Annotated in this window: 20 protein-coding genes and 3 tRNA genes; 10 read left to right on the top strand and 13 right to left on the bottom strand. The window is 69.5% G+C overall.

Going from position 1 to position 20,843, the window contains the following annotated elements:
• Window positions 1–6: 6 nt before the first annotated feature.
• The 8 genes from secE to G6N14_RS00825 form a co-directional block, all read right to left on the bottom strand.
• The gene (gene secE / locus G6N14_RS00860; protein WP_085134885.1) at window positions 7–447 is read right to left on the bottom strand and encodes a preprotein translocase subunit SecE; all 441 of its coding nucleotides are present in this window, start codon (window positions 445–447) and stop codon (window positions 7–9) included.
• 77 nt (window positions 448–524) lie between these two features.
• A tRNA-Trp gene (locus tag G6N14_RS00855) sits at window positions 525–597 on the bottom strand.
• Between the two features lie 159 nt (window positions 598–756).
• Window positions 757–1,257, bottom strand: coding sequence for a (3R)-hydroxyacyl-ACP dehydratase subunit HadC (gene hadC / locus G6N14_RS00850; RefSeq protein ID WP_085134884.1), 501 nt, complete (start codon window positions 1,255–1,257; stop codon window positions 757–759).
• A 12-nt stretch (window positions 1,258–1,269) separates the two neighbouring features.
• Window positions 1,270–1,698 (bottom strand): (3R)-hydroxyacyl-ACP dehydratase subunit HadB, encoded by a 429-nt coding sequence (hadB, locus tag G6N14_RS00845; RefSeq protein WP_085134883.1) that lies wholly within the window; start codon window positions 1,696–1,698, stop codon window positions 1,270–1,272.
• Window positions 1,685–2,161 (bottom strand): (3R)-hydroxyacyl-ACP dehydratase subunit HadA, encoded by a 477-nt coding sequence (gene hadA, locus G6N14_RS00840; RefSeq protein ID WP_085134882.1) that lies wholly within the window; start codon window positions 2,159–2,161, stop codon window positions 1,685–1,687. The genes hadB and hadA overlap by 14 nt, the downstream gene beginning before the upstream one ends.
• A 12-nt stretch (window positions 2,162–2,173) precedes the next feature.
• Window positions 2,174–2,341 (bottom strand): 50S ribosomal protein L33, encoded by a 168-nt coding sequence (rpmG, locus tag G6N14_RS00835; RefSeq protein WP_024440978.1) that lies wholly within the window; start codon window positions 2,339–2,341, stop codon window positions 2,174–2,176.
• 43 nt (window positions 2,342–2,384) lie between these two features.
• Window positions 2,385–2,458 (bottom strand) — tRNA-Met (locus G6N14_RS00830).
• Between the two features lie 38 nt (window positions 2,459–2,496).
• Window positions 2,497–2,569: transfer RNA gene (locus G6N14_RS00825), tRNA-Thr, on the bottom strand.
• Window positions 2,570–2,764: 195 nt separating this feature from the next.
• Here G6N14_RS00825 and G6N14_RS00820 point away from each other — a divergent pair.
• Both G6N14_RS00820 and G6N14_RS00815 read left to right on the top strand, forming a co-directional pair.
• Entirely contained in the window at window positions 2,765–3,481 is a 717-nt protein-coding gene (locus G6N14_RS00820) for an MBL fold metallo-hydrolase (protein WP_085135068.1), read from the top strand.
• 11 nt (window positions 3,482–3,492) lie between these two features.
• The gene (locus G6N14_RS00815; protein WP_085134881.1) at window positions 3,493–4,326 is read left to right on the top strand and encodes a DUF8453 domain-containing protein; all 834 of its coding nucleotides are present in this window, start codon (window positions 3,493–3,495) and stop codon (window positions 4,324–4,326) included.
• Here G6N14_RS00815 and G6N14_RS00810 read toward each other — a convergent pair.
• Both G6N14_RS00810 and cynS read right to left on the bottom strand, forming a co-directional pair.
• Entirely contained in the window at window positions 4,323–5,378 is a 1,056-nt protein-coding gene (locus G6N14_RS00810) for a patatin-like phospholipase family protein (RefSeq protein WP_085135067.1), read from the bottom strand. The genes G6N14_RS00815 and G6N14_RS00810 overlap by 4 nt on opposite strands.
• Before the next feature lie 11 nt (window positions 5,379–5,389).
• On the bottom strand, window positions 5,390–5,839 hold the full coding sequence (gene cynS, locus G6N14_RS00805; protein ID WP_085134880.1) for a cyanase: 450 nt from the start codon (window positions 5,837–5,839) through the stop codon (window positions 5,390–5,392).
• A 118-nt stretch (window positions 5,840–5,957) separates the two neighbouring features.
• Between cynS and G6N14_RS00800 the strand changes: the two genes are divergently transcribed.
• From G6N14_RS00800 to G6N14_RS00785, 4 genes are read left to right on the top strand one after another with little or no spacing between them, the layout of a single operon-like run.
• Window positions 5,958–6,470, top strand: a complete 513-nt coding sequence (locus G6N14_RS00800) for a redoxin domain-containing protein (protein WP_085135066.1) — start codon at window positions 5,958–5,960, stop codon at window positions 6,468–6,470.
• Complete coding sequence (locus G6N14_RS00795; protein WP_085134879.1) at window positions 6,467–7,327, top strand: cytochrome c biogenesis CcdA family protein; 861 nt, start codon at window positions 6,467–6,469, stop codon at window positions 7,325–7,327. Before G6N14_RS00800 ends, G6N14_RS00795 begins: the two co-directional genes overlap by 4 nt.
• 48 nt (window positions 7,328–7,375) lie before the next feature.
• Window positions 7,376–7,891, top strand: a complete 516-nt coding sequence (locus G6N14_RS00790) for a hypothetical protein (protein WP_085135064.1) — start codon at window positions 7,376–7,378, stop codon at window positions 7,889–7,891.
• On the top strand, window positions 7,884–8,504 hold the full coding sequence (locus G6N14_RS00785; protein WP_109559740.1) for an RES family NAD+ phosphorylase: 621 nt from the start codon (window positions 7,884–7,886) through the stop codon (window positions 8,502–8,504). Before G6N14_RS00790 ends, G6N14_RS00785 begins: the two co-directional genes overlap by 8 nt.
• Window positions 8,505–8,544: 40 nt before the next feature.
• Here G6N14_RS00785 and G6N14_RS00780 read toward each other — a convergent pair whose 3' ends face one another.
• The 3 genes from G6N14_RS00780 to G6N14_RS00770 all read right to left on the bottom strand — a co-directional run bounded on the left by G6N14_RS00780 (window position 8,545) and on the right by G6N14_RS00770 (window position 11,153).
• Complete coding sequence (locus G6N14_RS00780; protein WP_085134878.1) at window positions 8,545–9,654, bottom strand: 6-phosphofructokinase; 1,110 nt, start codon at window positions 9,652–9,654, stop codon at window positions 8,545–8,547.
• Window positions 9,655–9,807: 153 nt separating this feature from the next.
• Window positions 9,808–10,671 (bottom strand): cytochrome c biogenesis CcdA family protein, encoded by an 864-nt coding sequence (locus G6N14_RS00775; RefSeq protein ID WP_085134877.1) that lies wholly within the window; start codon window positions 10,669–10,671, stop codon window positions 9,808–9,810.
• Complete coding sequence (locus tag G6N14_RS00770) at window positions 10,668–11,153, bottom strand: protein disulfide oxidoreductase (protein ID WP_085134875.1); 486 nt, start codon at window positions 11,151–11,153, stop codon at window positions 10,668–10,670. The genes G6N14_RS00775 and G6N14_RS00770 overlap by 4 nt, the downstream gene beginning before the upstream one ends.
• 114 nt (window positions 11,154–11,267) lie before the next feature.
• Between G6N14_RS00770 and recC the strand changes: the two genes are divergently transcribed.
• From recC to G6N14_RS00750, 4 genes are all read left to right on the top strand, one after another.
• Window positions 11,268–14,564, top strand: a complete 3,297-nt coding sequence (gene recC, locus G6N14_RS00765) for an exodeoxyribonuclease V subunit gamma (protein ID WP_085135063.1) — start codon at window positions 11,268–11,270, stop codon at window positions 14,562–14,564.
• Window positions 14,564–17,851, top strand: coding sequence for an exodeoxyribonuclease V subunit beta (gene recB / locus G6N14_RS00760; RefSeq protein WP_085135062.1), 3,288 nt, complete (start codon window positions 14,564–14,566; stop codon window positions 17,849–17,851). Before recC ends, recB begins: the two co-directional genes overlap by 1 nt.
• On the top strand, window positions 17,848–19,587 hold the full coding sequence (recD, locus tag G6N14_RS00755) for an exodeoxyribonuclease V subunit alpha (protein WP_085134874.1): 1,740 nt from the start codon (window positions 17,848–17,850) through the stop codon (window positions 19,585–19,587). Before recB ends, recD begins: the two co-directional genes overlap by 4 nt.
• 358 nt (window positions 19,588–19,945) lie before the next feature.
• The gene (locus G6N14_RS00750) at window positions 19,946–20,842 is read left to right on the top strand and encodes an NYN domain-containing protein (RefSeq protein ID WP_085136780.1); all 897 of its coding nucleotides are present in this window, start codon (window positions 19,946–19,948) and stop codon (window positions 20,840–20,842) included.
• The last annotated feature ends 1 nt before the right edge of the window (window position 20,843 follow it).

The following is a 20,843-nucleotide window of genomic DNA, read 5'->3' as shown; positions in this document are numbered from 1 at the left end:
ATAACTTCACTGGCCGAACACCAGCAGCACCAGGCGGGCCCATCCGTAGTCTGCCCCGGCGACCAACGTCACCATGAAGACCAGGAAAGCCAGCACCACCGCGGTGTAGGTGACCATCTGCTTGCGGTTCGGCCAGATCACCTTGCGAAGTTCGCCGACGACCTGCTTGAGAAAGTTGAGCACGAAGATGAACGGGTTGCGCGAGGGCCCGTCCGACTTCTTCTTGGCCTTCTTCTTGGCGGCCTTGCCGGCGTCGTCAGCGCCCAGCTCAGTGGCGGTGGAGTCCACATCTTCGACGCCGTCACCTGCAGCACGACGGCGCGAACGCTTGCCGGTGGGCCGCAGCGGGTCGCCGACCTGCCTGTTCACCACGGCCGTGCGACTGCTGCGGCCGGACTCGGCATCGCTGTCGCCGTCGGCTGCGGGACGGTCGAGCTCGTCGGTCACCGCATGCTCCTTCGTTGTTCGCGCTTACCTCATTGCCGTACCGCGCATGGTGTCCAGTGTCCACCATGGCACGTCAGCAGGGGCGACAGGACTTGAACCTGCAACCTGCGGTTTTGGAGACCGCTGCTCTGCCAGTTGAGCTACGCCCCTTCGCGGTTGGCGCACCAACCGGCGGGTTCGGAAGCTTCGCCTGTGCGCCGTCTCCGGCTCACACAATTCGCGCGCCCCCCGTTCGCCTCACGGAAAGCGCGCTAATGCTGGGAAAACCCCGAGGTCCGAGTGTACCTCGCCGCGACGGCCAGTTACTAATCAGGCTGTTCGGACGACCTGACCGGATTCCGCATCCCATCGAAGGTTGACCGAACCATCACCCTCATGACCCATCATCGTGGTGAACGCCTCCAGCACCACCTCGCCGTTCTCGTTGGTCAAGATGTTGCGGGTGGTGACGATGTCAGCCCCAAAACGCTCGTTGACCGAGGAGATCTCCATCCGGGCGATCAGCATGTCGCCGGCCTTGATCGGCTTGTGGTAGGTGAAGCCCTGGTCGACCTGCACCATCTGCATGGTGGTGTAACCGGTGTCGACGTGACGGAAGAAGTCGGACTGCACCAGCTGGGCCAACGCCGCCACGAAAGTGAGCGGTGCCACCAGTGCGTCGTGGCCCAGTTCGGCCGCTGCCGCCTCATCGAAGCTGGCGGGGTCCTCCGCTTTGACCGCGCGGGCGAACTCGCGGATCTTTTCGCGGCCCACCATGAACGGCTCGGGGTAACGCCAGATCATGCCCCGGATATCAGTCTTGATCGCCATGGCTGCGCCTCCCTAGGCCAGCTTGGCGGAGGCCACCGCCCGCCCGAAGATCTTCTTTCCGCCGGTGGTGGCGGTGATCGCAATGGCAACCGTCTTGGTCTCCGGGTCGGCGGACTTGATCCGGCCGCTGAAGGTGATCTCCGCGCCCTTGCCGTCGTTGGGCACCGGCACCACCGAGGTGAAGCGCACGTTGTACTCGGTCACCGCGCCCGGGTCCCCCACCCAGGCGGTGATGTAACCGCCGCCGAGCCCCATGGTCAGCATGCCGTGGGCGATAGCGGTGTCCAGGCCCACCTGCTGGGCGATCTCGTCGTCCCAGTGGATCGGGTTGAGGTCACCGGACACCCCGGCGTAGTTGACCAGGTCCTGCCGCGACAGCGGGATGACCCGCTCGGGCAGCTGATCGCCGACCTTGACCGAACTGAACTCACGCAACGCCATCGTTGAAACCCTTATCTCCCTCGCCGGCGCGACCGGCCAATGTCGTATACGTCTGCTGCACGATGTTGCCGGCCTCGTCGGTGACTACCTGCTTGGTCACGATGATGTCGGTGCCGTGCGCGCGGCGCACCGATTCGACCGACACGTCGCAGTGCAGCCGGTCGCCTTCGGTGATCGCCCGGTAGAACTCGATCTTCTGGTCGACCTGGACAATCTGCGCGTCATCGGTGGTGACGCCACAATGCGCGAAGAAACCGGAAATGGCCATGTGCCCGAACACCGAGATGAAGGTCAGCGGAGCCACCAAACCGTCGTAGCCCAGTCCAGCGGCCGCCCGCAGGTCGGCGCTGCACGGATCCACCGATTTGACCGCGCGCGCGTACTCCCGGATCTTTTCCCGATCCACCTCGTAGTAGTCGGGGTAGCGAAAATGCGCCCCGGCGAGGCGATCTGCCAACGACACGCCTGGACCTACTTAGCGAGATTCGCGGTGCGACTCATGCTTGCCGCAGTTGGGGCAGAATTTCTTCAGCTCCAGCCGGTCGGGGTCGTTGCGGCGGTTCTTCTTGGTGATGTAGTTGCGGTGCTTGCACACCTCACAGGCCAAAGTGATCTTCGGCCGGACATCGGTGCTGGAGGCCACGTCAGCTGCCCTCTTTCATCTGTTGTTGCGCTGGTTCTCGTAGTAGCGATGGCCGGACTTGAACCGGCGACCTAACGATTATGAGTCGTTCGCTCTAACCAACTGAGCTACATCGCCGCGGGTAATACACCTGCCAGCAGGCCCGGCGTCCACCGAGCCCCCTAACGGAATCGAACCGTTGACCTTTTCCTTACCATGGAAACGCTCTGCCGACTGAGCTAAGGGGGCCTTGGCCTCCAGCGACCCTTTCGGGTGCTGCAAGCCTGTAGAAGGTTACAACCTCGCCCACGAGGTCACCAAACCGCACCGGAAGAACCCGGCCAGGCACCCCGCACCGGCGGTGATGTTTCCCGGTGCGCAGGGCGCCGCACCCGCGCCCGGCTTCGCCGCGCTGCCTAAGGCCGCTGCTTTAGGCTGATGGACGTGGGAGAATCCGACCGGCTGTATTTCCGCCAATTGCTCTCTGGACGCGACTACGCCGCCGGCGACCCGATGGCCGCACAGATGCGCAACTTCGCCTACCTGATCGGCGACCGCGAGACCGGCGAGGCCGTGGTGGTCGATCCGGCCTACGCCGCCGGCGATCTGCTCGACACGCTCGAGGCCGACGGCATGCGCCTTTCCGGCGTGCTGGTCACCCATCACCACCCCGACCACGTGGGCGGCAAGATGATGGGTTTCGAACTCAAGGGGCTCGCCGAGCTGCTCGACCGAGTCAGTGTTCCGGTGCACGTGAATACCCATGAAGCCCAGTGGGTTTCACGTGTCACCGAAATTCCCATGACCGATCTGACCGCACACGATCACGGCGACAGGGTCAGCGTCGGCGCCGTCGACATCGAGCTGTTGCACACGCCCGGACACACCCCCGGCAGCCAGTGCTTCCTGGTGGACGGCCGGCTGGTCGCCGGCGACACGTTGTTCCTGGAAGGCTGCGGCCGGACCGACTTCCCCGGCGGCGACTCCGACGAGATGTTCCGCAGTCTGCAGCAGTTGGCCGCCCTGCCCGGCGACCCGACGGTGTTCCCCGGGCACTGGTATTCGGCCGATCCCAGCGCCGCCCTGTCGGAAGTCAAGCGATCCAACTACGTATTCAGCGCCGCAAACCTGGACAGGTGGCGCATGCTGATGGGCGGATGAGGGGAAGGCCGATGGATTCAGTCGAGGACCGCTTGTACGACGTCGCCCAGGCGAGCGCGACCACCTGGCTGGCCTGGGCCGCGTGGCTGGCCATCGTCATCACGGTGCTGGCCCTGATCTATCTGAACCGTCAATTGCAGCGCAATCGCAAGCTGGCGGCCGAGCAGACCCGCCCGCACGTGGCGATGTTCATGGAGCCGCACGCCGCGGACTGGCACGTCATCGAGCTGGTGGTCCGCAACTTCGGCAAGACCGCCGCCTACGACATCCGGTTCGCGTTTGACCAGCCGCCCACCGTCGCCCGCTACGAGACCGCCTCCGACGGCTATGCCGACGTGGTGGCGCTGCAACTGCCCGAGGAACTGACGGTGCTGGCACCCAACCAAGAGTGGCGGACGGTGTGGGACTCGGCGATCGACCGCGCCGAGCTGGGCGAGGGTATCGAGTCGCGCTTCACCGGCACGGTCAGCTACGCCGACTGCCCCGGCGAACCCAAGGGCTGGTTCGGCCGGCGCGGCAAGCAACCCCGCTACCAGAACAAGGTGGTCCTGGACTGGGGGGATCTGCCGCCGGTGCGGCGCGTCGAGTTGATGACGACGCACGACCTGGCCAGGCGGGAGAAGCAGAAGCTGGAACTGCTGCGCAGTCTGCTCAGCTACTTCCATTACGCCAGCAAGGAGACCCGCCCGGACGCGTTTCGCGCGGAGATCGAGCGGATCAACGGGGCGGCCCGCGAGATCCAGGATCGGCTGCGCGGTCGCGAGCAGCTCGAGGCTGCCGGCAACACCGACATCACGGTGCGGCTCGGCGATGCCAGCGCCGAGCTGGGTAAGCACCGCAACTAAGCGTCAGTTCGACCCACCGGCGGTGTGGGCGGGTAGTGAGCCGCGCGGAACCGCTGCAGATAGGCCGCCCAGTCCCAGGTGGTCAAAAACTCGCTCGCCGCGGCGTAGCCGTTGTCGTAGAGCTTTTCGAGCCGGTCGCGGGAGATGTCGAAGTCCAGCACGCTGACGTCGGTGGAGTTGACCTTGATGGCGCGGACACTGACCCAGGGCTGGTTCAGATAAGTCTGGTCGTGACCGACCAGCATGGTGCTGATCAGGTTCTCCAGCAGCAGTGCCTGCCCGAACAGCCGCAGCGGGCGCAGTACCGGAACCATGGCGCCCACGCCGTCGGCGATCTCCGGGACCACGGTGACGCCGAAGGTGGGCCACTGCGGCGGTCTGCCGTCGAGCCGGTCGAAGGTGTAGATCGGGAAGTTCGACAGCACCCCGCCGTCGACAAGGGTGGATCGCAGTCCAGCGGCGCTGGTCAGTGTCACCGGGCGGTAGAAGAACGGGACCGCCATCGAGGCACGCACCGCGTCGGCCACCGATTGCTCGTCGGGGTCGAGCCCGTAGACCCGTCGGTAGTCCCACGGCAGCCGGACCAGCTGACCGGTCGTCACATCGGTCACGGTGACCACGGCTCGGTAGCGCCGTTCGGGCAGGTCATCGGCGGGGTAGGCCAGATCTCCCCAGGTGCGTACGCCCAGGTTCGCCAGCTCGCCGCGGATCCACCGGTGGGCGACGTCGCCGCGGTAGAGGGCACTGTCGCGCAGGAATCCCCACACCGGCCCCACCAAGGGCACCGGAGCCGCGTCGCGCCACGAGCGCAGCGGCACCGACAGCGCCAGCTCTTTGACCTGTGCGGCGCTCAGCTGGTCGCCCTGGCTGGCGGCGGCCAGAATCGTGCCCACCACCGAGCCGCCGGACACCCCGGAGATGCGCTGCACCGAGTAGCCGGCGTCCATCAGCGCGACCGCCGCTCCGACCAGTCCGACAAACCGCACTCCCCCGCCCGACAACACCAGGTCGGCGGTCAGCGGCGGGATGTCGCGCGCTCGGCGGGCGGGCATCGATGGACCCGTCAGTCCGCTGAATTCCATTCGTAGCCAAGAAACTTCCCGTCGAGGGTGATCACCACCCGGTCACCGCCCGGGTGCTCCCTGCGCTGGATGTCCATGCTGAAGTTGATGGCGCTCATGATGCCGTCGCCGAACTGCTCGTGGATCAGCTCCTTGATCGCCGGCCCGTAGACACCGATCGCCTCGTAGAGCCGGTAGATGGTCGGGTCGGTGGGCGGCCCGGTGAGCCCGCCGCGCATCGGCACCGCGGCCAGTACCGGCACCACCGCCGGGTCCAGCCCCAACAGGTCCGCCAGCTTCGTGCCCAGCTCGGCGGGAATGGGGTGCTGACCCAGCAGCGCCGAGGTGGTCCATACGACCGGCTTGCCGACCGCGTCGGCCAACTCCTGCCATGTCAGCCCCTTGGCGAGACGCGCGGCGATGATCTGCTCGGTGATCTGGCTTCGGTTCATGCCTCCAGCATGCCTGCAACGGTTCGCACTTCGATGCATCGGCACAGCGATGCCGGCGCCGCAGCGCGGCCTGCGGGTGTGCGCCGGCGCGGCGGAATCCGGTGGCATACTCGCCGTCATGCCCCCTGACAAGGCCCCTGGGCGTAGTCGATCAGCCGTTGCGCTCATGGCCCTGGTGGCGATCGCCATCCTGATCTTCGGCTGCGGTTCGCAGACCCGCGCGGAGAACGCGCAGCTGGATTTCACCGCCCAAACCCTGGACGGCCGGCCCTTTTCCGGCGCGAGCCTGAGCGGCAGGCCGGCGGTGTTGTGGTTTTGGACGCCGTGGTGCCCGCTGTGCCAACGGGATGCGCCGATGGTCGCCCGGCTGGCCGCCGCACACCCGAAGGTGACGTTCGTCGGGGTGGGGGCACAGGGCCGGCCGGACACGTTGCGGTCCTTCGCCGCCCGCTACGGCGTCGACGGCTTCACCGAGTTGGCCGACACCGACGCCTCGGTATGGGCCCGGTTCGGGGTGACCCGCCAGCCCTCGTACGCCTTCCTGCACCCGGACGGCCGGATCGAGGTGGCCACGGGCTCGCTGCCCGAAGCCGAGCTGAGCAGGCGGCTGCAGGCGCTGACGGGGTCGTGATCGACACCACTGCTGTCGATTTCGCCCTGGGAGCCGGAATGGTGGCGGCGTTGAACCCGTGCGGGTTCGCGTTTCTGCCCGGGTATCTGGGGCTGGTGATCGCCGGCAGCGGCGACACCTCGCGTCCGGTGGCGCTGGCCCGGGCGGCGACGGCGACGGTGGTGATGGCGGCCGGGTTCCTGACGGTGTTCGGCCTCTTCGGGCTTGCGGTCTCGCCGCTGCTGGCCTCGGCGCAGAAGTATCTGCCGTTTGCCACCATGGTGATCGGTGCGGCACTGCTGGCAGCGGGGGTATGGCTGTTGGCCGGCCGCGACATCGCCGTGCTGGTGCCCCGCCCGGCGGGCGACGCGCCGACTGCGCGGCTGGGATCGATGTACGGCTATGGCGTCGGCTACGCCGTGGCGTCGCTGTCGTGCACCATCGCACCGTTTCTGGCGGTGGTGTCGATGACGTTCCGGCAGGGGGCGGCGCTGGCCGGGGTCCTGGCGTTCGTCGCCTACGCGGTCGGCATGAGCATCACAGTCGGCGTGGCCGCGCTGGCGGTGGCGTGGGCGGGCTCGTCGGCCGGCGCGGCGTTGCGCCGGGTGCTGCCGCATGTGGGCCGGATCGCCGGGGGGATGGTGGTGGCGACCGGCCTGTACGTGGGCTATTACGGCTACTACGAGATGCGGTTGTACTTCGCCGGGGCCGATGCCGGCGATCCGGTGATCGAAGCCGCGAGCGCGGTGCAGTCCTGGCTTGCCGGTCACGTCGATGCGCTGGGCGCCTGGGGGCTGTTGGGCGCGATCGGCGCGCTGGTGGCCGGTGCGCTGGGCTGGCGCGCACTGGTGGGCCGCCTGGGTACCCGCAACAGCTGATTGTTTCGATTGTTTCAATAGCCGTCGATGCCGGGTAGTATCGAGGGCATGCCCACCGCCGTCGCACCGATCGCCCGTCAAGTAGCCGAGCGCGCCCGCACCGACGCCGGGTTCGCCCATGTCCTCGACGCGTTGCTGGACGCGCCGACGGCGCCCCAGGGCACCTTGGAGCGCATCGCCGCCCACGCCCTGAACGACCAGCGCCGCGCCGCGGTGATCGACGACTTCGTCGCCGGGGCGCTGCCCACCCCGAAGGTCCAGGAGCTGCTGCGGCTGGGCACGCCGCAGGCCGTGCACCGGTTGCGCAGCCGCGGCAAGCTCATCGGCGCGGCCGTGGGAAACCAGACCTGGTTCCCGGCGTGGCAGTTCGACGGTGCGCGGCCGCGCACCGACCTGCCGCAGATCCTGGAGCTGCTGGGCCGGTTCACCACCGACCCGCTGGCGGCCGATCGCATCATGCGCCTCACCCATGACGAGCTGGGCGGCATCTCGATCGCCGAGGCGCTCCGGAACCCCGAGACCGCGCCGGCCGCGGGTCGACTGCTCACCTCGCTCGGTGCCTGAGCTTCCCGCCGGCTACCGGATACCGCTTCCCGAGTCCCGGCCCGCCGGCCTGCGTCGCCGCCGGATCACCGCCGGGACACAGTTGTGGCGCCTGGACGCCGACCACCCCGACCAATGGGACTGGACGGGTTTCGCCGAGCCGCGCCATCGCTTCGATCCGCCGTCGGCGAGGTTCCGCACCCGTTACGCGGCAACCGATCTCCTCGGTGCGTTTCGGGAGCGCTACCGGCTGACCGGACTGCTGATCCCCGGGGACCACGCCGGCCACCACCTGGTCCGGCTGTCGGCCAACCGGCACCTGCGGGTGCTCGATCTGCGCACCGAACGCAATCTCGATGCGCTCGGTGTCGACGATCAGATCAGCACCGGACAGCACGACGCGGTGTGGACCACCTGCCAGCAGTTGGCAGACGCCGTGCGGCGCTGGTGGCCGCAACCCGACGAATGCCCGGACGCGATCGTCTACCGCTCCCGCACCACTCCGGAGACGTCGGTCAACTACGCCTTCTTCGCCGGCGCCGCGTTCGACATCGAGGCCTGGCCGTTGCAGCAACGCCCGGATGTGACAGCAGATCTGGTGCTGCGGCACGGCTTCACCGTTGCCTACTACTGAGGCTTCCGCCGATCCGCCATCCGCCGCACCGGCGCAGCCGTCATTCGTCGCCGAACCTGATGCCCAGGTCGCGCGCGGTTTGGATCGCATCACAGTCCAGCGGAACCACTTTCTGCTGGCGGGTGGCCGCAGCCAACGGCACATAGTCCACCGTCGGCGGGTTGAGCGCCACCATCACCCCGCTGTGTCCCTCGTCGAGGGCCCGCACCGCCGCCGCCCCGAACCGCAGTCCCAGCAACCGGTCCCCCGAGCTCGGCGAACCGCCGCGCAGCAGGTGTCCGAGGACCACGGCGCGAGACTCGCGCCCGGTCAGTGCCTCGAGTTCGGCGGCGACCTTGGTCCCGACCCCGCCCAGACGTTCGGCCTGGCCCACCGCTTTGCCCGCCACGGTGTGCACCCCGCCCACCGGTTTGGCTCCCTCGGCCACGCACACGATCGAGTAGGTCGAACCGCGTTGCGCACGTTCGTTGATCAGCGCTGCCACCGGATCAAGGCGATACGGGATCTCCGGGATCAAGATGGCGTGCACTCCCGAGGCCATCCCGGCGTGCAGGGCGATCCAGCCGGCGTAGCGACCCATCACCTCCACGACGAGGATCCGGCTGTGCGAGGTGGCCGTGGAGAACAGCCGGTCGATGCATTCCGAGGCGAAGTCGACGGCACTGTCGAAGCCGAACGTCGCCGCGGTGCACTCCAGATCGTTGTCGATGGTCTTGGGCACCCCGACCAACCGCAGCCCCGCCTGATGCAGGTGATGGCCGATCGACAGCGAGCCGTCACCGCCGATGGTGATCAGCGCGTCGATGCGGTGCTGGTCGAAGCGCCCGAGCAACTCCTCGGTGCGGTCCTGTTCGATCCAGCTGCCGTCGGGCTGTTGCACCGGGTAGGCGATCGGGTTACCGCGGTTGGTGCTGCCCAGAATGGTGCCGCCCTGGTGGATGATGCCCCGGACCCGGTCCCTGGTCAGCTCGATCACCCCGCCGTCGGGGTACTCGTCGCCGAGCAGCAACCCGTTGTAGCCGTCGCGGATCCCGACGACGTCCCAGCCCCGGCTAAGCGCAGCGAGGGTGGCGGCGTAGATGACGGCGTTGAGACCGGGTGCGTCGCCGCCGCCGGTGCTGATCGCGATGCGTTTGATGCCCTCGCTCACCCGGTGACCTCCGGCACCGAGCACGTGGGGCCAAGCGGGAACGTGGCGGCCCGGGACGGGATCGGAGTCGGTGAGTCGGCGACAGGTTCGGTGTTGCTGCAACAAACGGCTTTCACGCCTGCCAGCCTAACGAGGACACCCGGTTCGGCGCTCTCATTCGTGGCGGGTCGGGGGGCTGCGCGTCGGCGTCGATGACCGGGTCGGCGGGCGGCGCACCAGTGCCCCGACTGCGATGAGCGCCAGCACCGACAGCCAGGGCCAGGCCCCCTGTTGATGCACCCAGCCGGCGAGCGCGCCCTGGAGCCGGCCCGCCACGGCCAGCACCCGGTCATCCGCCCCGGCGCTCAGCTCGAACAGCCGGATTTCGTAGTAGCCGTAGTAGCCGACGTACAGCCCGACCGCGACCAGCAGCGCACCGCTGACCCGGCCGGCGTAGCGGGTGCTGCGGCGCATCCGGGCGATCAGTGCCGAGCTGGCCAGCGCCACGGCGACCGCCAGAACCCCGACCAGCAGCCCGAAGCCGGCCGCGTACGCCAGGTAGACCAGCGCCCCGGACGTGCCCGCGGGCAGTGCGGCCCCGGTGACCGCCAGGAAAGGACCGATCGTGCAACCCAGTGATGCGCACGCGTAGCCCATGCCGTAGCCGAACATGGATCCGATCCGGGCGGTCGGTGCCCACCGCCCACCCAACGACATCACCGCGAGCCGGTGGCCCGCCAGCAGCCACACACCCATCACGACCAGCACGGCGCCGATCACGACCGTGGCGTAGGGCAGATACTGCTGCACCCGCTGGGCAACCGCGACGGTGAGCAGCCCGAAGGCGCCGAACACCGCCAGGAAGCCGAGCGTCATGGCCCCGGTGGCCACCAGCGCCCGGCCCACGGCGACCCCGGTGCCACCGCCCTGCCCGCGTACCACCAGCGCCAGATAGGCGGGCAGCAGCGCGAACCCGCACGGGTTGAGGGCGGCCACCAGCCCTGCGGCGAAGGCCAGCGCGGGCAGGTCCGGGCTCACGCCAGGGCCGCGACGCGGTCGGACAACTCCTTCTGAGTCATCGCCGAAGTGGGGTTGTTCACGAACGTCGAGGTGCCGTCGGAGCGTTCGAAGACGTAGGCGGGCTGCCAGGGCACCCCGAAGCGCGCCCAGATCTCGCCGTCGGCGTCGTTGAGGTTGGTGAAGTTCAGGTGGTACTTGGCCGCGAAGTTGCGCATGGCGGCCACATCGGAGTGTGCCGCTATTCCCACGAACGTCACTCGCGGGTTGGCGGCGGCCACCTGGCTCACCGACGGTGCCTCGGCATTGCAGAACGGGCACCACGGCGTCCAGAACCACAGCACCACCGGTTTGCCCTGCAGTCCGGCGCCGTCGAAGGGTGCCCCGTCGATGGTGGTGGTGGCGAACTGAAGTCGTTCGTCGGCTGCCGTAGCCGCCGGGGGCGCGGCCAGGCTGACGAGCAGTGCGGCGACAGCGGCCAGTATCAGGGTGTAGATCCTCATGCCTTGCACACGATGTGCACCGGCCGCCGGTTCAGCGGTTCGGTGGTTCGGCGCCCGGCCCGTCGGGTGCCGAGACGGCACGGGACGTCGGGGCCGCGGTTTATGGTGGCCGCGATGGGACTGCACCTGCACCGTGCCGAACGCACCGACGCCCTTGCCGACGGCCTCGGTGCGCTGTTGGCCACCCCGCCGCCCGACCCGTTCGCCGAGGAGCTGGTGCTGGTGCCGGCCCGCGGGGTGGAGCGCTGGCTGTCTCAACGCCTGTCGCACACGCTGGGTGCCGGTCTCGGCGGCGACGGGGTGTGCGCGGGTGTGCGGTTCCGCAGTCCGGCCTCGCTGATCGCTGAGATCACCGGCGCCGGCGACGACGATCCGTGGTCCGGCAATGCCATGACCTGGCCGCTGCTGGCGGTGATCGACGCCAGCCTGGATCAGCCCTGGTGCGCCACGCTGGCAAAGCATGTGGGCCACGGGGACCCCAGCCCGGAAGGTGAGCTGCGCCGCGGGCGGCGCTACGCGGTGGCCCGCCGGCTGGCCGGCCTGTTCGCCTCCTATGCCCGCCAGCGGCCGCGGTTGCTCGCCGACTGGAGCGCCGGCGAGTCCACCGACGGCGCCGGCGGCGCGTTGCCCGGCGACTTGGACTGGCAGCCGCCGCTGTGGCGGGCTCTGGTCGCCGCCGTCGGCATCGATCCGCCCGATCAGCGGCACCGCGCTACGGTCGCCCGGCTGCGGCAGGCGCCCACCGAGACGCTGCCGGCCCGGTTGTCGCTGTTCGGCCACACCCGGTTGGCGGCCACCGACATCGAGTTGCTCGACGCGCTGGCCAGCCACCACGACCTGCACCTGTGGTTGCCGCATCCCTCCGATGCGCTGTGGCGGGAACTGAGCGGCGTGCACGGCGTGGTGCCGCGCAGGCAGGACCCGTCGCGGCACCGGGCCCACCATCCGCTGCTGGAAACGCTGGGCCGCGATCTGCGTGAGCTGCAGCGGGCGCTGCCGAACTCCCCCGACAGCGATGAATATCTGGGTGCGACAGCCCATCCCGATACCCTGCTGGGCTGGCTGCAGTCGGATTTGAGCGCCAATGCGGTGCGACCGGCGGGGCGCAGCAAGGCGGTGCGGGACCGCTCGGTGCAGGTGCACAGCTGCCACAGTCCGGCCCGGCAGGTCGACGTGCTGCGCGAAGTCCTGCTGGGGCTGCTGCACGACGATCCGACTCTCGAGCCGCGCGACATCGTGGTGATGTGCCCGGACATCGAAACCTACGCACCGCTGATCGTCGCCGATTTCGGGCTGGGCGAGCTGGCCGGACAGGCCCATCCGGCGCACCGGCTGCGGGTGCAGCTGGCCGACCGGGCGCTGAGCCAGACCAATCCGTTGCTGGGGGTGGCGGCCGAGCTGCTGGAGATCGCCGGCAGCCGCGCCACCGCGACCGCGGTGCTCAACCTCGCCCACACCGAGCCGGTGCGGGCGAAGTTCGGTTTCACCGAGGACGACCTGGCGCAGATCACCACCTGGGTGCGTACCGCCAATATCCGGTGGGGTTTCGATCCGCACACCCGGGAGCGCTACGGGCTGTCCCGGATCGTGCACAACACCTGGCGTTTCGGGTTGGACCGACTCTTGACCGGGGTGGCGATGTCGGACGATTCGCAGGCTTGGCTCGATACCGCGCTGCCGCTCGACGACGTCGGCAGCAGCCAGGTGGAGCTGGCCGGCACGCTCGCGGAGTTCGTCACGCGGTTGCAGTCGGCGGTGGACGCTCTCGACGGCACCCGCCCGCTGGACGACTGGATCACCGCCCTCCGTGCCGGTGTCGACCAGTTGGCCGACGCCGAGGACGCGTGGCAGAGCGCCCACCTGCAGCGGGAACTCGCCCAGGTGCTCGACGACGCCGGCGCGCGCCGCGACACCGCGTTGCGGCTGCCCGATGTCCGGGTACTGATGTCGGGCCACCTGGCCGGACGGCCCACCCGCGCCAACTTCCGCACCGGAACCCTGACGGTGTGCACCATGGTGCCGATGCGGTCGGTGCCGCATCGGGTGGTGTGTCTGCTCGGGGTCGACGACGGGGTGTTCCCCCGGCTGGATCTCCCGGACGGCGACGACGTGCTGGCCCGCGCCCCGCTGACCGGGGAACGCGACATCCGTTCCGAGGATCGGCAATTGCTGCTGGACGCGATCACCGCCGCCACCGAGAAGCTGGTGATCACCTACACCGGCGCCGACGAACACACCGGCCACCCCCGCCCGCCCGCGGTCCCGCTGGCCGAACTGATCGACGCGCTCGACCACACCACCCCGCAGCCCGTCCGCGACCAGCTCATCGTGGAGCACCCGCTGCAGCCGTTCGACGTCAAGAATGTCGAACCCGGGCGCCTGATCCCCGACGTGCCGTTCACCTTCGACCCCACCGTGCCGCTGGCCGCTAAAACCGCCGCCGGAACGCGCCGGGACGCACCGCGGTTCATCGACGGTGCGTTGCCCGCGCCGCCGGCCGGTGACATCGCGCTCGTCGACCTGCTGAAGTTCTTCAAGGACCCGGTCAAGGGGTTCTTCAGTGCGCTGAACTACACCCTGCCGTGGGAGGTCGACGAGGTCGAAGACGGCATGCCGGTGGAGATCGACGCGCTGGGCGAATGGGCGGTCGGCAACCGGATGTTGCACGACATGCTGCTCGGCGTCGACCCTGCCAAGGCCATCGAGGCCGAATGGCGGCGCGGCAGCCTGCCGCCCGGCCAGCTGGGCTGGCGCACCGCCAAGCAGATTCGGGACCGGGTGGTGCTGTTGGCCAGCGCGGCACACGAACACCGGGTCGGCACGCCGGCCACCTACGACCTCGATCTGGATCTCGGCGGGGGGCGCCGGCTGACCGGAACCGTCACCCCGGTGTTCGGTGGGAGCACGGTATCGGTGAATTACTCCAAGTTGCGCGACACCCATCTGTTGCAGGCCTGGATTCCGCTGGTGGCGCTGGCGGCTGCGTATCCGGACACCGCCTGGAGCGCCCGTTGCATCGGCCGGGCCCGCGACGGCGAACGCGTGTTGCAGCGGCTGCTGGGGCCGCCATCGGAGGCGAGCGAAACCCTGCGGGAACTGGTGTGGCTCTATGACATCGGCCGCTGCGAACCGCTTCCCCTGCCGGTCAAAACCTCGTTTGCGTGGGCCGAAAAGCGGCACGCCGGCCGCGACCCGGTCGGGTATGCCCGGAGCAGATGGACCACACAGCGCTTCCCGGGCGAGGACGCCGAACCCGCCAGTGTCCGGGTCTGGGGGGCCCGTGCGCCGTTCGAGGTGCTGCTGGGCCCGCCGCGCCCCGGGGAGGCCGTCGACGGCGAGGACACCCGCCTGGGCGCCCTGGCCGCCCGGCTGTGGTTGCCGCTGTTGCGCGCGGAACGGTCGGTGCGGTGATGGAGCGCTTCGATCTGCTGGGCCCGCTCCCGGCCCGCGGCAGCACCACGGTGCTGGAGGCCAGCGCCGGCACCGGCAAGACGTTCACCCTGGCCGGGCTGGTGACTCGCTACCTGGCCGAGGGACACGCCACCTTGGACGAGATGTTGCTGATCACGTTCAGCCGCGCGGCCACCCGGGAACTGCGTGACCGGGTCCGCCGACAGTTGGTGCAGACGCTGGCAGCCCTCGACGGCACCGCTGCCGGCGAGCCCAACGATCTGGTGGCACACCTGCTCGGCGGTAGCGCCGCCGAGCGGGAACTGCGGTGCCGCCGGCTGCGTGATGCTTTGGCGGGCTTCGACGCAGCGACCATCGCCACCACCCACCAGTTCTGCCACCTGGTCCTGAAATCGCTGGGTATCGCCGGGGACACCAGCGCCGGGGTGGAGTTGGTGGACAGCCTGGAAGACCTGGTGGTCCAGGTGGTCGATGACCTGTACCTCGCGCAGTTCGGCACCCAGCGCGACGAGGTGGCCCTGAGCTACGGCGACGCGCTCAAACTCGCCCGGGTGGTGGTTGCCGATCCGTATGCCCAACTGCGCCCGCAGAATCCGGAACCGGGTTCGGCTGCCGAGGTGCGGCTGCGGTTCGTCGACGCGGTCTGCACCGAGCTGGAATTGCGGAAACGCCGGCTCGGGGTGCTGGGCTACGACGACTTGCTGCGCCGGTTGGCCGCCGCGCTGGAACCGGTGGACTCCCCGGCTCGCGATCGGATGCGTCAGCGTTGGCCCATCGTGATGGTCGACGAGTTCCAGGACACCGACCCGATCCAATGGCAGGTGATCGAGCGCGGCTTCGTGGGGCATTCGGCGGTGGTGCTCATCGGTGACCCCAAGCAGGCGATCTACGGATTTCGCGGCGGCGATGTCTACACCTACCTGCAGGCCGCGCGCAGCGCTGGGCAGCAGCGCACCCTGGCGGTGAATTGGCGCAGCGACTCTGTCCTGGTCGACGCCCTGCAGACGGTGATGGGCGGCGCGGCGCTGGGCGACCCGCAGATCGTGGTGCACGACGTGGAGGCCGCGGTCGTGGGCAGCCGGCTGGCCGGCACACCGAGTGCGGCCCCGTTCCGGTTGCGGGTGGTGGGTCGCGCGGCATCCGGCGTCAGCGCAGACCGCGTCATTCCCATGACCACGCTGCGCCGGCACATCCCCGACGACTTGGCCGCCGATGTCGCCGCATTGTGTGCCGGTGGGGCGACGTTCGACGGGCGGCCCATCAGCCCCGGCGACGTGGCGGTGATCGTGGAGAACAGCAAGGATGCGGCGGTCTGCCAGGAAGCCTTGCTGCGGACGGGGATTGCGGCGGTGTTCACTGGCGATGCCGACGTGTTCTCCTCGACCGCGGCCGCCGACTGGCTGTGCCTGCTGGAGGCCTTCGACGCCACCCACCGGGCCGGGTTGGTGCGGGCCGCCGCGGCGACGGTGTTCTTCGGCCACACCGCGGCCGCACTGGCCGACGGCGCGGACGCGCTGACCGACGAGGTGGCCTCGACCCTGCGGGACTGGGCTGACGAGCTGCGGCTGCACGGGCCGGCGGCGGTGTTCGAGGCCGCACAGGTGGCCGGGCTCAAGCGCCGTCTGCTCGGCGAGTACGGCGGCGAACGCACCATGACCGATCTGGCGCATGTGGCACAGCTGCTGCATGAGGCCGCGCACCGCGATCGGCTGGGCCTGCCGGCGCTGCGGGACTGGTTGCGGCGGCAATGCACGCAGGGAATCGGCCGTGGGCAGCACAATCGCCGCCTGGATTCCGACGCCGCGGCGGTGCAGATCCTGACGGTGTGGGGTGCCAAGGGATTGCAGTTCCCCGTCGTCTATCTGCCGTTCGCGTTCAACCGGCACATGTTCGACGAAGCCATCCCGCTCTATCACGAGTCCGATGTGCGCTGCCGGCACATCGGCGGCCCGGACAGCTCCGACCACACCGTCGTGCAGCGGTTGAGTTTGGCCGAGGCCGCCCGCAACGACATCCGGCTCGCCTATGTGGCGCTGACCCGGGCGCAGTCGCAGGTGGTGGCGTGGTGGGCGGCGTCCTACGACGAACCCAACGGTGGCCTGTCCCGGCTGCTGCGGGGCCGCTGCCGCGGCGAGGCGGCGGTGCCGGATCGCTGCGAGCCCAAGCCGACCGATGACGAGGCCCTGGCCTGTTTCCGGCAGTGGGAGGCCGCCGGCGGTTTGGTGATCGAGGACTCGGTGATCGCCCCCGTTACCCCTACTTCCCCGCCGGCACCACCGGATGGGCTCCAAGCGCGGCACTTCCACCGGCACATCGATACCGGCTGGCGACGCACCTCGTATTCGGGGCTGATTCGGCAGGCCGATCAGACCGGGACGTCCGGGGTGCACAGCGAGCCGGAGTTCACCGCCCGCGACGACGAGGCCGACGACATCGCCGTCGTCGGGGAACCTCCACCGCCGGCCGGGGCGGAGATGGTGTCACCGATGTCCGAGCTGCCCGCCGGGGCGGCGTTCGGCTCCCTGGTGCACGCCGTGCTGGAGACGGCTGATCCGTTCGCCGAGGACTTGGCGTCGGAGCTGGAGACGCACGTGCGCCGGCACGCCGACTGGTGGTCTGTCGATGCCGATCCGGCCGCGCTGGCGGCGGCCCTGGTTCCCCTGCACGACACCCCGCTGGGACCGCTGGCCGACGAATTGACCCTGCGCCAGATCGGTACCCGAGACCGGTTGCGGGAATTGGATTTCGAGATCCCGCTGGCCGGCGGAGATCGGCACGGACCGGCACCGGAGATACGGCTGGCCGAGGTCGGGGAGTTGCTGCGTGAGCATCTGCCCTCCGACGACCCGTTCGCTGCATACGCCGACCGGCTGGCCACCGAGGCCTTGGGCGGCCAGCCGCTGCGCGGATATCTGTCCGGGTCGATCGACGTGGTGCTGCGGGTGCCGCAGCAGCGGTTCCTGGTGGTCGACTACAAGACCAACCGGCTCGGCGACACGGCCGCCGACTACGGGTTCAACCGGCTGACTTCGGCGATGCTGCACTCGGATTACCCCTTGCAGGCGCTGCTGTATACCGCCGTGCTGCACCGCTTCCTGCGCTGGCGACTGCCCGGCTACGCCCCGGACACGCACCTGGGCGGGGTGCTGTATCTGTTCGTGCGCGGGATGTGCGGCCCGGACACCCCGGTCATCGACGGGCACCGCGCCGGGGTGTTCGACTGGCGGCCGCCGGCATCACTCGTGGTGGCCTTGTCGGACCTGCTGCACACGAGGCGGACGACATGAGCGAACTGCTCGAGTGGCGCATAGCCAGCGCGGCGACCGGCCTGCTGCGGGACTTCAACCGCGCCGGCGTGCTCGATTCCGCCGATGTGCATACCGCGCAACGCATCACCGCCCTGAGCGCTGAGCCTGATGAGACGGTGGGTCTGGCGCTGGCGCTGACGGTGCGCGCACTGCGGCACGGGTCGGTCTGCCTGGATCTGTCGTCGGTGGCCGCCGACACCGACGTCGCCGACGTTTCGTGGCCGGAGCCGGGAGCTTGGCTGGCCGCCGTGCGGGACAGTCGGCTGGTCGCCGCGCAGGTGCTGCGGCTCTACGACGACCGGTTGCTCTACCTCGACCGGTATTGGCGCGAGGAGCAGCAGGTCTGCACCGACCTGCTGGCGTTGTCCGCGCCCGGGACGGCACCGGCGGATTTGCCCGCCTTCGAGCGACTCTTCCCGCCGGGCGACTTCGACGAGCAGCGGTTGGCCGCCGAAATCGCGCTGTCGCAACCGGTTACGGTGCTCACCGGTGGCCCCGGCACCGGCAAGACGACCACGGTGGCGCGACTGTTGGCGCTGCTGGCCGAGCACGCCGAACTCTCCGGGACGGCCGGGCTGCGCATCGCGCTGGCCGCGCCGACCGGTAAGGCGGCGGCCCGACTGACCGAAGCGGTGGCCGCGGAGGTGGCTGCGCTGGAGCCGGTGGATCAGGCGCGGTTGGCCGGGCTGGGCGCCACCACGTTGCACACGTTGCTGGGTTCGCGCCCCGACAGTTCAGTGCGGTTTCGTCACGATCGGGGCAACCGGCTGCCGCACGACGTGATCGTCGTGGACGAGACGTCGATGGTGTCGCTGACGCTGATGGCCCGGCTGCTGGAGGCCATGCGGCCCGAGGCCCGGCTCATTCTGGTGGGCGATGCCGATCAGCTGGCATCGGTGGAGGCCGGGGCGGTGCTGGCCGACCTAGTGGACGGCCTGGCGGCGCGACCGGACACCCGGGTGGCGACGCTGCGGACATCCCACCGGTTCGGCGAGTCGATCGGTGCGCTGGCGGTGGCGATCCGCGACGGCGACGCCGACCGGGCGATCGCGCTGCTGGCCGCCGGCGGTGAGCACGTGGAGTGGCTCGACACCGACAGCGTGGCCGATGTGGCGCAGCGACTCTCGGCGCTGGTGGTGCCGCACGCGTTGGCGGTTCGCCAGGCCGCGCTGCTCGGCGACGCCGCGGCGGCCTCGACGACGCTGGACGAGCACCGGTTGCTGTGCGCGCATCGGGAGGGCCTGCACGGGGTGCGGCACTGGAACCAGCAGATCCGCCGCTGGGTGGCCGAACAGACCGGGGACCCGATGTGGGCCGAGTGGTATGCCGGTCGACCACTGCTGGTGACCGCCAACGACTACGGGCTAGGGCTGCGCAACGGCGACACCGGGGCGGTGGTGGTGCGCGACGAGGGGCTGCGCGCGGTGATCACCACGGCGTCGGGCCCGCTGGAGTTCGCCACCAGCCGGCTCGCCGACGTGGAGACCATGTACGCGCTGACGATCCACAAGAGCCAGGGCAGCCAGGCCCGCGAGGTGACCGTGTTGATGCCGCCCGTCGAGTCGCGGCTTTTGACCCGGGAGTTGTTCTACACGGCGGTGACACGGGCCAAGACGAAGGTGCGGGTGGTGGGCTCGGAGGCCTCCGTGCGGGCCGCGCTGGCTCGCCGGGTGGTGCGGGCCTCCGGGCTGGCGCTGCGGTTGCGACAGGTGTGAGGGGCTTCGGCCGCTGAGGCGCATCGCCGGGGCCAGACCAAGTGGATCGTTGCCCGCCTCTGAGCGACAAGTCGCGCGCCCCCGCCCCGGCCTCGGCCCGTGCCCCGCCACGCCCCCGCCCCGGCCCCGCCCCGGCCCGGACCGGCCCATGTGGCCTGGTGCCCACCTCTGAGCGACAACTCGCACGCCCCGGCCCCGGCCCCTGCCCCGGCCCCTGCCTCGACCCCGGCCCCCGCCCCGGCCCCTGCCTCGACCCCGGACCCGGACCCGGACCCGGAGGTGTCGCTCAGAGGTGGGCAACTCCCCCATCACCGCCCAGCCGTTATGGATGGGGCCGGTGGTGCGCCACACTGGAACCATGACGGAAGCCGGCAATACCCGGGTCGCGGTGTACCTCGACTTCGACAACATCGTGATCTCTCGCTATGACCAGGTCAACGGCCGCAGCTCGTTTCAGAAGGACAAGGCCAAGGGCCTGGCCAAACAACCCGAGCGGCTGGCGCGGGCCACCGTCGACGTCGGGGCGATCATCGACTTCGCATCGTCGTTCGGCACGCTGGTGCTCACCCGCGCCTACGCCGACTGGTCAGCCGAGGTCAACACCGGCTACCGCGCGCAACTGGTGGGGCGAGCGGTTGACCTGGTCCAGCTGTTCCCGGCAGCGGCCTACGGTAAGAACGGCGCCGACATCCGGTTGGCGGTCGACGCGGTCGAGGACATGTTTCGGCTGCCGGATTTGACCCACGTGGTGATCGTGGCCGGTGACTCCGACTACATTCCGCTGGCACAGCGCTGTAAACGCTTGGGCCGCTATGTGGTTGGCATCGGGGTGGCCGGATCGACGAGCCGCGCACTGGCGGCGGCGTGCGACGACTTCGTCAGCTATGACGCGCTTCCCGGAGTGCCGGTGTACAAGCCCGCACCCGTCGACGCCGCGACCGAGCCCACGCGGCGCACCCGCCAGGCAAAGGAGGAGCCCGAGGAGCCGCCGCAGCCGGATCCGCAAGACACCGCGACCGCCTTACTTATCCGCGCGCTGCAGATCGGCTTGGAGAAGGATGACGTCGAGTGGCTGCACAATTCGTCGGTCAAGGCGCAGATGAAGCGAATGGATCCCTCTTTCAGCGAGAAAGCGCTGGGTTATAAGTCGTTCAGCGACTTCCTGCGGTCCTACTCGGATCTGGTAGAGCTCGACGAGAGTTCGACAACGCGCTTGGTGCGGCTGCGCGGGGAAGCCGGCGAAAACGGGGTGTAGG

The sequence above is a fragment of the Mycolicibacter hiberniae genome (assembly GCF_010729485.1).
Classification (GTDB): domain Bacteria; phylum Actinomycetota; class Actinomycetes; order Mycobacteriales; family Mycobacteriaceae; genus Mycobacterium; species Mycobacterium hiberniae.
Note: the sequence above shows the minus strand (reverse complement) of the source record. Positions and strands in the feature narration are given on the sequence as shown.

What these genes read in the sequence shown, in the direction of transcription:
- recD (WP_085134874.1), top strand. Translation starts at nt 17,848, where the DNA reads ATGAGCGAACTGCTCGAGTGGCGCATAGCCAGCGCGGCGACCGGCCTG.
- G6N14_RS00790 (WP_085135064.1), top strand. Translation starts at nt 7,376, where the DNA reads ATGCCCACCGCCGTCGCACCGATCGCCCGTCAAGTAGCCGAGCGCGCC.
- G6N14_RS00810 (WP_085135067.1), bottom strand. Translation starts at nt 5,378, where the DNA reads ATGCCCGCCCGCCGAGCGCGCGACATCCCGCCGCTGACCGCCGACCTG.
- recC (WP_085135063.1), top strand. Translation starts at nt 11,268, where the DNA reads ATGGGACTGCACCTGCACCGTGCCGAACGCACCGACGCCCTTGCCGAC.
- hadB (WP_085134883.1), bottom strand. Translation starts at nt 1,698, where the DNA reads ATGGCGTTGCGTGAGTTCAGTTCGGTCAAGGTCGGCGATCAGCTGCCC.
- G6N14_RS00770 (WP_085134875.1), bottom strand. Translation starts at nt 11,153, where the DNA reads ATGAGGATCTACACCCTGATACTGGCCGCTGTCGCCGCACTGCTCGTC.
- hadC (WP_085134884.1), bottom strand. Translation starts at nt 1,257, where the DNA reads ATGGCGATCAAGACTGATATCCGGGGCATGATCTGGCGTTACCCCGAG.
- cynS (WP_085134880.1), bottom strand. Translation starts at nt 5,839, where the DNA reads ATGAACCGAAGCCAGATCACCGAGCAGATCATCGCCGCGCGTCTCGCC.
- G6N14_RS00815 (WP_085134881.1), top strand. Translation starts at nt 3,493, where the DNA reads ATGGATTCAGTCGAGGACCGCTTGTACGACGTCGCCCAGGCGAGCGCG.
- G6N14_RS00800 (WP_085135066.1), top strand. Translation starts at nt 5,958, where the DNA reads ATGCCCCCTGACAAGGCCCCTGGGCGTAGTCGATCAGCCGTTGCGCTC.
- G6N14_RS00750 (WP_085136780.1), top strand. Translation starts at nt 19,946, where the DNA reads ATGACGGAAGCCGGCAATACCCGGGTCGCGGTGTACCTCGACTTCGAC.
- recB (WP_085135062.1), top strand. Translation starts at nt 14,564, where the DNA reads ATGGAGCGCTTCGATCTGCTGGGCCCGCTCCCGGCCCGCGGCAGCACC.